The 13,509-nt window shown below is 56.0% G+C and carries 4 protein-coding genes and 1 tRNA gene; 1 reads left to right on the forward strand and 4 read right to left on the reverse strand.

Features of this window, described 5'->3' with window-relative positions:
• Positions 1-79 precede the first annotated feature (79 nt).
• Positions 80-1,216 (reverse strand): D-alanyl-D-alanine carboxypeptidase family protein, encoded by a 1,137-nt coding sequence (locus Q0915_RS30660; protein ID WP_299484137.1) that lies wholly within the window; start codon positions 1,214-1,216, stop codon positions 80-82.
• Positions 1,217-1,345: 129 nt separating this feature from the next.
• On the reverse strand, positions 1,346-2,449 hold the full coding sequence (locus Q0915_RS30665) for a septal ring lytic transglycosylase RlpA family protein (RefSeq protein ID WP_299484138.1): 1,104 nt from the start codon (positions 2,447-2,449) through the stop codon (positions 1,346-1,348).
• 742 nt (positions 2,450-3,191) lie between these two features.
• Here Q0915_RS30665 and Q0915_RS30670 point away from each other — a divergent pair.
• Positions 3,192-3,281 (forward strand) — tRNA-Ser (locus Q0915_RS30670).
• Between the two features lie 571 nt (positions 3,282-3,852).
• Here Q0915_RS30670 and Q0915_RS30675 read toward each other — a convergent pair.
• Both Q0915_RS30675 and Q0915_RS30680 read right to left on the reverse strand, forming a co-directional pair.
• On the reverse strand, positions 3,853-4,617 hold the full coding sequence (locus Q0915_RS30675) for a LuxR family transcriptional regulator (protein WP_299484139.1): 765 nt from the start codon (positions 4,615-4,617) through the stop codon (positions 3,853-3,855).
• Positions 4,618-4,926: 309 nt separating this feature from the next.
• Positions 4,927-13,296, reverse strand: a complete 8,370-nt coding sequence (locus tag Q0915_RS30680; RefSeq protein ID WP_299484140.1) for an Ig-like domain-containing protein — start codon at positions 13,294-13,296, stop codon at positions 4,927-4,929.
• Positions 13,297-13,509: the final 213 nt, after the last annotated feature.

Below are 13,509 nucleotides of genomic sequence, written 5' to 3' on the forward strand. Positions count from 1 at the left end.
CGTACCGGTTCGGGTCCGGTGTCGCTTGAAAGGCTTTTAACAGGGTTTTCGGCAGATGTTGATGGGCTGAAGCAAACTTCTATCCAATCCAGCCAAACAACAGTTCCTGAAGGCCATCGACAGCCCGGTTCATCATCGTCCCTGCAGGGACATCGGCCCCGGTGACCAGAGGCGCACGATAGACGACGCCTTCCTTGCCGATCACCCGAAGTTCGCCTGCTGGCGTCCCTTTTTCCACCGGCGCCTTGAACGGGCCGTCATAGACAACGCGGAGCCTGTAATCGAGGCTGCCGCCACGGGCAAGCAGAACATCGACGTCAGAAGATGCAACGAGCGGAACCGTGCTTTCGGTGCCGCCGAAAACGCGCGCCTCGGCAATCTGTTCGCCTGTGGCAAACAACGTTTCCACGGCATAGAATTCCCAGGCGCCACCGATGACTTCATTCAACGATTGCAGGCGGTGTTTGTCTGAATTGAGACCGGCCACGGCCGCGATAATGCGGCGTCCGTTGCGATCAACGGATGCAAGGCCCGAATATCCATCCTCAGGATCATTGCCACCGCCCAGCCCATCGAGGTTTCTGATCTCGCCGAGCAACGGGTTCTTGTTTCTCTGGTAGATTTTGTTCCAGGTGAATTCCGGGAGTGCAAACAGGTCGTAGAGGTCACCGTGCGTTTCAACGACGTACTCGGCCAACACCGCCTGGTCTCTCACAGTCGTTTGACTGGGATCTTCTTCAAACCCGGTCGGATTGGAAAACCGGCTGTTGGTCATTCCAATCGTCACCGCGAACTCAGTCATGCGGCTGGCAAAAGCGCTCTCCGATCCATCGACGCATTCAGCGAGGATGATGGCGGCATCATTTGCATTATGAACAAGCAGGCCTTTGAGGAGGTCCTCAACCGCAATCTCCGATTTGATTGCAGCGAACATCGTGGCTTTTCTGGACGGTGCGCCGCCGGTGCGCCAGGCATGTTCGCTCACCGTGCACAGCTGATCCAGGCGGACCTCTCCTTCCTTGATCAGGTGGAAAATCGTGGCGGCGGTCATCACCTTTACGAGCGAGCCCGGTGAAAACGGTTCATCCGGGGCTTTCGAATAAAGAACCGTGCCGGATTCGGGCTCCAGCAGATAGGCTTTGGGCGCCTTGGTCACGATCGATTCAACGGCAGAAGAAGGAGCTGTTGCGAGCGCCGCAAAAAATGCGAAAGCCACCGTAATGCTTCGGAAGGTTCCCGCCCGAATTGCCAATCCGATCGATTCAGCCAATGGCCAGACCATGTATCACCCTGCCCCGCTGCTTCTGTTTGAAGTCAGGAGCAAACGCACTGCAACAGCGGGTAGTTATTCGCTCGCCGGGAGTTTAGCAGCCAATTGGCGCATGGAAAGTCCCGATGCGGTCATTGTGGACAAGACACCATGCGCTTCGGAAATGCGTTGGTTTGCGGTGTAGGACGAGACCGCGCTTCCGCCTTCGAAACCGTTTGCGTTTGCGGGCATCGGGAAGCTTTGCGCTTGGTCTTGCGGTGCAAATCCGGATGAATGCGCTGTCGGGCCTTGCTGGAAGCGATTGTTGGAGGCAACCCTGATCGCAGGATTACCCGCTTCGAATGCAATCGCCGGATCGAAGGCGGCAGCGACTGTTGTGCGCTGTTGTGCTGCGGACGCAGTCGTCGCGGCAAGATATGGCCGCGAAGCCGGTGCGGGAACCTTGCCGAAAATGATTTGCGGCGGCGCTGCTTGTGCGAGTTGCGTGCCAGGCTGCGTTCCGCCCGGTACGACGGAGCCCGGGCCGCTATAGGATGCCATCAGATATTCTTCATCCTGCCCATGCAGCGGCGCGCGGCCGACATACTCAACCTTCACCTTGCCGACACCAGATGATTTGGTATCCAGCATCATGGCAACGCGCTCCGACAGGTCGATAATGCGATTGCCGTGGAACGGTCCGCGGTCGTTGACGCGTACGATCATTGACCTGCCGTTCGCCGTGTTTGTCACCTTGGCATAAGACGGTAGCGGCATTGTGGTATGCGCAGCTGTCAATGCGTTCCGGTCGAAAATCTCGCCATTGGCGGTCTTACGGCCGTGGAATGTCGGGCCGTACCAGGAGGCAAGGCCGGTTTTCCTGTAGTTCGGATCATGCTCCGGGTAGTACCACTTGCCGGCAATTTTGTACTTCTTGCCGACCACGTAGCGGCCGCCGCCCTTGGGAACCGGCTTTCCGGCTGTGACCATGCGCGGGCTGGCCTTGACGCCATATTTTTCCGGGCTGAATTTCGCCTTTGGTTTTTCGGGTGCCGTGCTGCAAGCCGCAACGAATGAAACGGCTGCAATTGTCAAAAGGCCGGCTCGTATCTGGCGCCAGCCATTTTTGTTTCGGCTTGATGTCGATTTCCCCGAAGACGATCCTGCCCACCGGCAAGTCTGCCCGCCTGTCCCTTGCATTCTGCCGTCCTACTCACCTACGCGTTGGCGGCCCCGCAGCTCACGCGATACCCCGGCATTTTGCCGTTTTCCAGGCTGCGGTCCGATCCTACGGATCGGTCCCTCATGACACACTGCCCCCGCTGTGCGTCCTACACATAGCGCCTGTTTAAATCGCAAGTTTATTACTTCAAAGTAAATGAAGCGTCGAGGCTTTTGGTGCGCGAGTTTTCAACATATGGCCGTCGTAGCGCGGTCCAGGAAAAAACCGACTTTTCCGCCAATCGTGAGAGCTTTCATAAGTCACTGAATAATCACAGAAAAAGCGATCAGAATTTTGAAGGTTTCGGCTGTTGCACACAGGTGACAGTGCGGGAAAAATCGTCAAATGCTCATGATGTGATGTAGGTCACATCCGCCATCGGCAGTTCCGCGTAGGTTGACCTCATTGCTGATGACCGCCCTGTCACAGCAGTGCTGGACCCCACCTCCAGCTTTGGCCGCCGGTTCAAAACCCTGCCCACGACACCGGACCGGCGGCCCTCACACTTTGGTTATGTTCCGGTGCCACCGCGCACGTCCTGCCCTACCCCACCCTGCTGCGCACAGGCCCGGAACATGCCAAAGGCCTTCACCAAAAATTTGGCTTCCACACGAATTTTTCCGTTTTCGCAATGGGTTCGAAAGAGAGCTCTTGACTTTCCAGTCAAGACGAAGGAAACGGGTGCTCTGGCAGCGGCGTTCACGCCTTTATGGCTGCTTAGGTGAGGTGGCCGAGTGGTTTAAGGCAGCGGTCTTGAAAACCGCCGTGCGTGAGAGCGTACCGTGGGTTCGAATCCCACCCTCACCGCCATTAACTCCTTGAACAAAAAACAATCTTCGACGTGCGCCTAACGACTTGCCGCGACCCTCAGGTGTAAGCAAGATGCAGAGATCCGACTATCGGTCTTTGAGATAGGCATCAAATTTTTGCGCCCACTTGTGCGACTCATCTGTTGGCTATTGCAGAACCACAGACAACCGTTTCGACTGTATCCCGAATTGTCGTGCCTTCCGGGACAATACAGACTTTGGAATTGACACTGGAAACGCAAACAGCCTGAGCGTGAACGGGCGTTCCGACCGACAGCATTCTGAATGCGAGAGTGGTGCCTGCAGCTGTGCCACAAGGAAGGCTACGGTCTCGTCGTAGAATCCTTAAACTTCAAAACCGAAGCCGAAAACCCGCATTGAACCCGTGTGTTGTCGCTCCGTCGCCAAACTGGCCGTCATAGGATTACGCCAAGAAATCAATCCAGGCGAAACAGGCCGCTTAAGGCCAAAAATGAAGCCGAGGTCTCTGCGCTAGGCTGGAAGAAGATCGGGTCTCACGCCAACTGGTTGGCCCAACTTGGCCTAAATCCAGCGCATTTGTGTTGAATCAACTAGGTTTTCAGCGGCGCAACGCTGTCGGGGATGATCAGCCGTCTTCGGATTGCGTGAACCGTTGCGGCGATCTTGTTGTTCATGTGCAACTTCTTGAAAATGTTGTTCCAGTGAAAGCGGATCGTTGCTGTTGAGACGCCGATAATCTCGGCGATTTCCCAATCGGTTTTGCCTTCCGCCGACCAGGAGAGAACTTCCTTTTCGCGGGTTGTGAGGCGATCCGGTTCCCAGGATTTGAAGAAACTGAGATATTTTTCGTGAAGGACAGACGACATCAGCGAGATTTCGGCCAATGTCTTGACGTTCTTTTCGTGTTCGCCGATCGAACGGGACAGGCCGATACCAGCGATCTCGCCCCATTCATTCGCAATTGAAACCGCGATCCCGGATGCAAGGCCCGCGTCGGCAGCCTCGCGCATGAACTGTCTTGCCCGGTCCAGCATCGCGGTGCTGAAGCGCGGGTCCTGTTCCAGCAACGGAATTGCCTGGCACCAGCTGAAAATGCCTGATTTCAGCAGGATCCGTTGAAAGACGGGATCTATCTCGTGCAACCCGTTTTCGCGGTAATGCGTCATCCAGTCGTCGGGATAGCTGGTTGCATGTCCGTGAAACGCCTTCTGCCCGATGGAAACATGGTCTGTCATCAGGGAGAAAACGGCGTTCTCATACCCGTAGGAGAAAGCGCCTTTGCAGAATTCCTGAAAAGCTTGCTCGGCCGAGACCGCTTTTTGCACAGCCTCGACGCAGGACTGCAGGTCGGTCACCGTCCCCCCACCATTGTCACACACCAAAAGTTGCTGTTTTTTTGGATCAAAAAGAAATCAAATACAGCTTATAGGTTCAATTTAAGTTGTATTGATTGTTCTTTGTCAACCAATAAGCGCGCAAAGGTCCGTCGAGATTTTCATTTAAGTGTGATCGCGCCTGGTCGAGCGCAGGCCTGGGCATGCGTTTCCTAAGGTGCAATGGCCAAGGTCACGTCGGTTAATACGAAACGACGTGTTCATCCAGAGCAGCGTGTTGGGCACTGCCGGTCGCAGTTCGATCACAAGAGCAATCGAACTCACGCGCACTCAGACAAATTCGAAACTGTCGACAATCGTAACGTTCGCGGCCGTTACGCCGTCGCCGCGCACAAAGACAGCGTCACTGTCGCCTTCCAGATACAGGATCACCAGGTTGGTGAGTTCGCGGACCGAGGAAAGGCTTGCTCCGTTTTCGAAAACTATGCTGTCAATGCCGGCCTCAAAATCGTAGATGAGGTCACGCTCCCTGAGCCCGTTGGAAGCCTCGTCGCCGAAGATGAACTGATCGGCCCCCTCGCCGCCCCGCATCCTGTCATATTGTCCTGCGAAGCTTCTGATTGCGTCATCTGCGTCGGTGCCGACAAGGTAATCGCTGCCATCCGTCCCGTAGACAGGATTGAGGTCAGGCGCATCGTCCGCGCCCGCGATCGATATCGTGACCGATCCGGTTGAGCTTCCGCCATTTCCATCCGAGACCGTGTAGACAAAGCTGTCAGTTGCGGCTTCGCCGGCGACAAGGCTCTCAAACGCACCATTCGGATCGTAGTCGAACGTGCCGTCGCCATTGTCTGTGACGAGACCAAGCGTGCCCGACGTGTCGAGACCGCTCACGGTCAGCGTGTCGCCGTCGACATCGCTGTCGTTATCAAGAACATTTGCAGTGGTGAAGGCACTGTCTTCATCTGTCGAAAACCCGGTGCCTTCGTCACTGTTCAGGGTGGGACCATCATTCAGGCCGGTGATCGAGATCGTGACGGTCGCTTCCGCAAAAAGGCCCGTTCCGTCGCCGATCCGGTAAGTGAAGCTGTCCGTTGCAAAGCTGCCGGCTGCAAGCGGGTGGAACGCGTCACCTGGAACATATTCGTATGTGCCGTTGCCGCTGTCGATCAGGGTTCCAAGAAGGCCGTCCGTGTTGACCGAAACGAGCGTGATCGGATCTCCGTCTTCATCTGAATCATTGGCCAGAAAGTCGCCAATGAAAAAGCGCGTGTCTTCGTCCGTGGCGTACCCGGCGCCGCTGTCGTCCACGGCATTGGGTGCATCGGGCACTGCGCCGACTTCGACGGCAACCGAACCCAGTACCGCATTTCCGGCGCCGTCGCCAAGCTGATAGGAAATCACCGTGTCGCCATTGAAACCAGGCGCCGGCGTGAAGACGATCTGTTGGTTGAGGATGTCGACCGTGCCGCCATTGACATCACCGGCTCCAAGGATTTCCAGCGGATCGCCTTCAGGGTCGGTGTCGTTGGCCAGAACATCGATCACAACAGTGCCGTCTTCGGCAACTTCGGCGCTGTCCGGGTTGGCGATGGGCGCCTCGTTGATTTCAACCGGGATGATTTCGATCTCTTCACCGTCGGGCTGAAACTCCGGTGCGTCCTCCACGAAATCGGCAAACTCGTCGACACCGGTCAGGGCAATGTCGAGGACAGTCGTTTCGAATTCGAACGTTCCGGGTATCAGCCCGGCCGCGATTGCGGCTGCCTCGGCGTCTTCGCGTATCCCGGGATCGAGATCGTCCAGCGTTATGACGGCATTCGGAAAGTCCCGGTCCGTGAAAGTTTCCGTGCTTTCGCCGTCGCCGTAAACGAAAAGCGAGTTCGCCTGATCAACCCTCCAGGCGTCGGCAAATTCGCCGTAGAGCACGGTGGTTGCCAGCGGTTGGGAGAGGACAGTGCCGTCGCGCAACGTGAAGTCGTTCGACCTGTCGCCGTCGGCGTTTCCGAGCAGCCCTTCAACATCGCCGCGCAAGTCATTGCTTGCAAAGGGCCTCAGGTTCATGAACGGCGACGAACTGCTCGGGCGCGCCCAGACACCATTGCCGAATGCGTCCGTGATGGTGTAGGCGCGGCCGTCGAAATAAACCGAGCCGGTGCCGACCGAGATTGAGTCTCCGGCCTGTAGAAACACAGCCGTCCCGTTGACTGCGAGGGGAATGGTTTCGCCCGCGTAAATACCCAATACGTCGTCGCCAAACCGCGCCGTAATCGCCGTATTAACAGAAACGGTTGTGCTGTCACGCCAGGGTTCCTGCCGCACTTGGAATTCTGACACCCCATCTTTGGTTCGAAACAGAATGAACTCACCAACCGCCTGGAAAGAGTATCCGGCCCCGTCGAAGGTGCGAATATGGGGGTCGCCGTCGGATCCAGCTGATGGCGCGCCTCCCAAAAAAGCAGGTTTTTTAGGTGGAGTCGGAACATCAAAAACAGGCTTGCGGTCTGGGATTGGAACGTCGGGGTTCGGTTTTCTTGGTGGAATTGGAGGTGAAAAGGGAGAACTTGGGTCAAGATCTGGTGGTTCGGCACCTTCATTATTCGGGTTTTTTAGGTTTTCTAGAGCAGGCAAACCAGTGGTTGTACCAATCCAAACCCCATCTAACGCTGCTTCTGCTCCCTGTTGATTAGGCATACCTTTTGGAGCAAGCTTCATTGGACCTTTATAAAGAATAGAGGGCCCTGCAGTCATCACGAGTTCTTTTGTTATATCTTTGTTGAGCTCATCAATTAAGGATTCTCTCTGCTCTTCTGTAAGTCGGTGGTCAGCTTTTACTGCTTCTTTTACAATTGCATCCCTAGCAACATTCTTGACAGAATTAGCTGTCAAGGCACCACCCCCGACTCTTATTATCCAAATTCCCGCTTGCGCAACAAAGTTCCAGAATTCGCCATCAGGATCGACTAAGTTCATCGGTTGATTTGCAGCAAATCGATACAAGTTTTCGACATCGCCGGAAACGAAAAGCGGATCTTCGGTAAGAAATCTCCCAAGCGAAACGTCCGTACTTCGGGATCTCATATAAAGAACGGATTCACTATCTTTGGTGACGCCCAAACCGCCACTAAAACCATATTCGTTCGAGACATTTTCAAGTTTGAAATGTTCTTTCCCGAAGGGATCATATGAATAGGAGTTTTGGACGCTTCCGGAATTACTCGTCAGTGTTACGGTGGATCCGATGCCATCAAGATCAAACCAAGATATCTCGTTGCTGATTTCGGAACCAAGTAAATCTAGTCCATAGTAATAAGAGTTTGCTCTCGCACCATCCGTGTACTGCACAACGGTGGTGCCGCTACCGCTTGGATCCACCAAGTATTCCGTTTCTGTTCCGTCGACCGTCTTCGCGACACGGTTGCCAAAGACATCGTACGCAAATTCCAGCAAAGTGCCGTCCGCCTCGGTGACAGAGGTCAGGCGGTTGTCGAGGTCGTAAGTGTAGGTCGTCGTGCCGTTGCCATCGGTGCGCGACGTCATGTTGCCGTCGGCATCATAGGAGAAGGTGGCATCGCCGACCCTGGTATACTGGTTCAGCGCATTGGCGGAGTAGAGCGTCTCCACGCCGTCCTCGACAACCTTCGTCCGGTTGCCTGCTGCGTCATACTCATAAGTCAGGCTCTTGTCGGCGATCTCCTGGTTGGTGGAGATGAATTCCGCTGATGTCAGCTGACCGATGGTGTCATAGCCATAGGTCCAGGAACCGTCCTGGGTCGTGTTTGTTACGCGCTGTCCTGCGGCGTCGTAGGTGTATTCGTTGAAGGAGTTGATGCTATCGTCCGGCGCCTGGTTCTCGATCCGCGTCAGGCGGCCGGCGGCGTCATAGGTGAATTCGGAAACCGTTCCGTTGCCGTTGGTTTCCTTCACCAGATTGCCGGCACCATCATATTCATAAGTTACGATTTGGCTATCTTCATCGCGCAGGCCCGTCAGGCGACCAAGCGCATCGTATTCATAAAAGACGTTATAGTCGCCGCCGTCCGACATCGAGGCGCGCAACCCGGCCTCGTTATATGTGTAGATGAGCGACTTGCCGGTGGGATAGTCGATCTGGGTGACGCGGTCTGCGCTGTCATAGCCGAGCGAAGTTGTGCCCTGATCATTGGTCGCAGAGGTCAGACGTCCGCGGGTGTCGTAGGTGTAACTGGTCGGCCCTGCCGAGCTGTCGGATTCCGACAGGAGGCGTCCGCGGGCGTCATAGGTATAGGTTACGTCATCGCCGCGCCGGTTGGCGTAACCAGTCAGGTTGCCATCCGCGTCATAGGCAAATTGCAGGGTCGTGCCGTCAGGCCAGGACGCCTTTGTAATTCGGCCCCCAGAATCATACTCAAAGCTGCGGGTGTTGCCACCGGCATCGGTGAAGCTCGTTGGTTCCTCGCCATTTTCGCCATAAGTGAAACCGAGTGCAGCACCGTTTGCGTCGGTGATCTTGGTAAGACGGCCCTGATCGTCGAACTCAAATCCCGTTTCCGTTCCATCTGGTGCGCGCACGCCGGAAATGTTCCCGTCATCGTCATAAAGGATTTCCGATGCACCGCCCGCCCCATCGGTTATCCGTCCAACGACAGTGCCCGGCAGCAGGTCGAGCTGGGTTATCCGTCCCGCTCCATCCGTGATCGTCAGGCCGCCCTTGTCGTCATACGCGAAGTCTTCGCTTTGCGCGCCATTGCCATAAGTAGCGCCGTCCAGTCGGGCAAAGCTGTCATATGAAAACGCGGAGAGAATGTCGCCCGGCGCGGTTGCCTTCGAGAGGTCGCCATCAGAAGTATACTCGAAAGACGATTGGCCCTCGGGCCGGGAGACGGCGGCCAGTCTTACATCACCGTCATAGGAAAAGGTTGTCGTCCGTCCGTCGGCATCCTCGATTTTGTCCAGCCTGCCATTGGTGTCGCGGGAAAAATCGAGCGTCGCGCCGTTCGGTCCCGACAGGCCCATGATCCGCATGTCACCATCATGGTTCGCGACAATCTGGCGGCTGTCGCTCATCTCCATGCGCAGGAAAATCCCGTCACTGTCGAACAACAGTGCGTTGCCATCATCGAGATCAAGCCTGTAGCCATCGGCGGTCTTAACCAGCGTTCCTTCAAAGGCGCCGCTTGTGCTGAACCGGCCATCAATGCCTTGCTCGAACACGGGCCGGACAGGCGCGGTGAGTGCCAGAGTTTCGCCAGAGAGAGCGACCGAGCGGCCAGCCGAAGCGGAAACTGTATAAAGTGCCGCCGCATCTACCGAGAGAGATCGGAGTGCGGCAATCTCCGTCAGCCCCTTGAGCTGAACCGTCGTTCCGTCAATGGCCAGACCGATATCCGCGACTGTCGACCAGCCCTGCCCCAGCGATCCGATCTGTCCCCGCTCGGCAATCGAGCCGTAATCGCCGGCCGCTTCAATCGCGAATGCAAGGGCAGCCGTTGCGCTTGTCGCGTTCAGGCCGAAGGTTTCAAACTGCGTTGCATGAGACGCGAGGGCATTTGAGAGCGTCCCAATGGTCTCTCCAAACCTGGCAACAAGATTGTCCTCAATCCGGCTTACAACAGGCGCTTCGACAAAGCTCGGTTGGAGCGCGGTTGTGCGCGCGGCGATATCGGTGATTGCGGCTGTGTCGGCAAGCTGAGCCGTTGCTTCGAGCGTTGAGCGCGGGCCCGCCGTCCCCTTGATATCGACATCTATGGTTCCTGTTTGTCCCTCATTGATCCCCCGCGCCAGAACAAACGCCGTATCGCTGAAGGATCCGCTGAGTCCATCGGCGACCAGTCCCTTATCTGCGGTGACCGCGACCAGATATGCCTGGGGTGCAACCACACTGGCCACGCTAAATGCCGAGAGACCGCCGGATCCATTGACGGACACCTCGAGTTGCGCCGTTCCAACCTCGCCAGGTGCAAGATCAGGCGAAATGTCCAGGCTCAACTCAACAGGGTCCGGGGCCTCAATTGTCACCGAAACTGTCGCGAAATCAAACCCGCCGCGGCCATCGCCGATCTGGTAATTGAACGTATCGGTGACAGTCTGCCCAGGCGACAATCCATCGATCAGAGACTGGCCGGGTGTAAAGGTCGCCTGTCCGGAGGCGGAAATTGAGACTGTGCTTCCGGACGGGAGAAGAATTTCGGTATCGGGCACGAATGGCGTATCGGCCACGGCCGTAATCTGGAGAGTGTCTCCATTGGGATCTGAGTCATTGCCGAGCAGGTTAATGGTAGCGTCTTCGTCCAGTCCGATTGTCGCAGCATCGTTTGTCGCGTTCGGCGGCCGGTTGAGGAGTTCGCCGGTGTCGGAAACGACCAGACTGGCAAGAGAAAGCTGTTGGCCGTTTTCGAATTCGACAAGATCAATCAGTCCGAGCGGTTGACCGGCAGAGTTGAAGAAACTCTCGACACGAACGCTGTCGCTACCGGCTTGAATCAAGAGGTCACGCGTATCGTTGGATGGCCGGAAAAAGAGAAGATCGTCGGCTGTCAGACCCCCTTCAAAGCGAATAACCCCACCATTGACACCAGATAGCTCGTTGATTGTGTCGTTGCCGAATCCTGGCGCGAAGACGTAAACGTCAAGGTCCGCGCCACCGCTCAGATCATCGTCGCCGGCAAGTCCGGTGATCGTGTCCGCCAGCGCGGTGCCAAGGATCGTATCGCTTGCGCCTGTACCAACGAATGGCAGAGCACCGGTCATATCGATGGTGTCGCCGTTGTCGAATTCGATCCTATGGATCAATTGGTTGTTGGATGCGCTGTTTGATGTCGAGTTGTAGAACGCATCTATTCGAATGGTGTCGTTGCCTACGACAATGAGCAAATCTCGTCTGTCGCCGGAAAATCTTTCAAAGCGGATGTCTTCGGGCAGGATCCCGCCGCCGAAGCGAATCACGCCACCATTGACACCAGATAGCTCGTTGATTGTGTCGTTGCCGAAGCCGGGGGTGAAGACATAAACGTCGAGGTCCGCGCCACCGCTCAGATCATCGTCGCCGGCAAGTCCGGTGATCGTGTCCGCCAGCGCTGTGCCAAGGATCGTTTCACCCTGGCTGGTGCCTACAAACGGCAGCGCACCGGTCATGTCGATGGTGTCGCCGTTGTCGAATTCGATCCTCTGGATCAATTGGTTGTTGAATGCGCTGTTTGATGTCGAACTGTAGAACGCATCAACCCGGATGGTGTCGTTGCCCACGACAATGAGCAAATCTCGTCTGTCGCCGGAAAACCTCTCAAAGCGGATGTCTTCGGGCAGGATCCCGCCGCCGAAGCGAATCACGCCACCATTGACACCAGATAGCTCGTTGATTGTGTCGTTGCCGAAGCCGGGGGTGAAGACATAAACGTCGAGGTCCGCGCCACCGCTCAGATCATCGTCGCCGGCAAGTCCGGTGATCGTGTCCGCCAGCACGGTGCCAAGGATCGTATCGTTTTCGCCTGTACCGACGAATGGCAGCCCACCCGTCATGTCGATGGTGTCGCCGCTTTCGAATTCGATCCTCTGGATCAATTGGTTGTTGGATGCGCTGTTTAAAGTCGAGCTGTAGAACGCATCAACCCGGATGGTGTCGTTGCCGACGACAATGAGCAAATCTCGTCTGTCGCCGGAAAACCTCTCGAAGCGGATATCTTCTGGCAGGATGCCGCCTTCGAAGCGAATGATACCACCACTGGCGCCTGACAATTCGTTGATTGTGTCGTTGCCGAATCCCGGAGCGAAGACATAAACGTCGAGATCCGCACCACCACTCAGATCATCATCACCGGCAAGCCCGGTGATCGTGTCCGCCAGCACGGTGCCAAGGATCGTATCGCTTGCGCCTGTACCGACGAATGGCAGAGCACCGGTCATGTCGATGGTGTCGCCGCTTTCGAATTCGATCCTTTGGATCAATTGGTTGTTGGATGCGCTGTTTAAAGTCGAGCTGTAGAACGCATCAACCCGGATGGTGTCGTTGCCAACGACAATGAGCAAATCTCGTCTGTCGCCGGAAAACCTCTCGAAGCGGATATCTTCTGGCAGGATGCCGCCTTCGAAGCGAATGATACCACCACTGGCGCCAGACAGTTCGTTGATAGTGTCGTTGCCGAAACCCGGCGCGAAAACGTAGATATCCAGGCCAGACCCGCCGTTCAGATCATCATCACCAGCGAGTCCGGTAATGGTTTCTTCCAACGATGTGCCGACGATTGAATCGTTCGCGCTTGTGCCGACGAATGGCAGAGCGCCAGTCATGTCGATGGTTTCGCCGTTGTCGAACTCGATTCTCTGGATCAATTGGTTGTTCGAAGCACTTGTCGAAGTTGAGTTGTAAAAGCCATCTATGCGGATTGAGTCCGCACCTACGACAACGAGTAAATCCCGGCTGTTGCCCGAAAATCTTTCGTAACGGACATCACTCGGATCGATCCCAACACCAAAGCGGATGATTCCGCCATTGAGGCCGGTTGACTCGCTGATAGTGTCTTTGCCGAAACCAGGGTTAAACACATAGACATCAAGTCCCGAACCACCGGACATGTTGTCGTCGCCCGTGCCGCCATTGATGGTGCTGAAACCGGCCCCATCCGTGATCGTGTCGTCACCGCCCTCGCCGTTCAGAACGTACGATTGGTTCGACCCTAAGATCGTGTCATCTCCAGCCGTTCCGGTGAAGGTGAGACCATCCATAGTGAGATCGATGGCCTGGCTGCCGTCACTGAACTCAATGGAACTGATCGCTGTTGTCGTCGATCCACTGGCGGTGCCGGATGTGTATTGAGAATTGATCCTGATGCTGTCGGAACCGACCTGGACAATCAGGTCGCGCGGGTCGGAGGGATCGCGAAAGAGCCGGATATCATTGGGACCGATCCCCGCGCCAAAACGAATGATGCCGCCATT

Source organism: uncultured Roseibium sp. (genome assembly GCF_947494555.1).
Taxonomy (GTDB): Bacteria; Pseudomonadota; Alphaproteobacteria; order Rhizobiales; family Stappiaceae; genus Roseibium.

Bases quoted from the DNA above. Each gene is read 5' to 3' on its own strand.
- Q0915_RS30680 (WP_299484140.1), bottom strand. From the start codon at position 13,296: ATGGATGGTCTCACCTTCACCGGAACGGCTGGAGATGACACGATCTTA.
- Q0915_RS30665 (WP_299484138.1), bottom strand. From the start codon at position 2,449: ATGCAAGGGACAGGCGGGCAGACTTGCCGGTGGGCAGGATCGTCTTCG.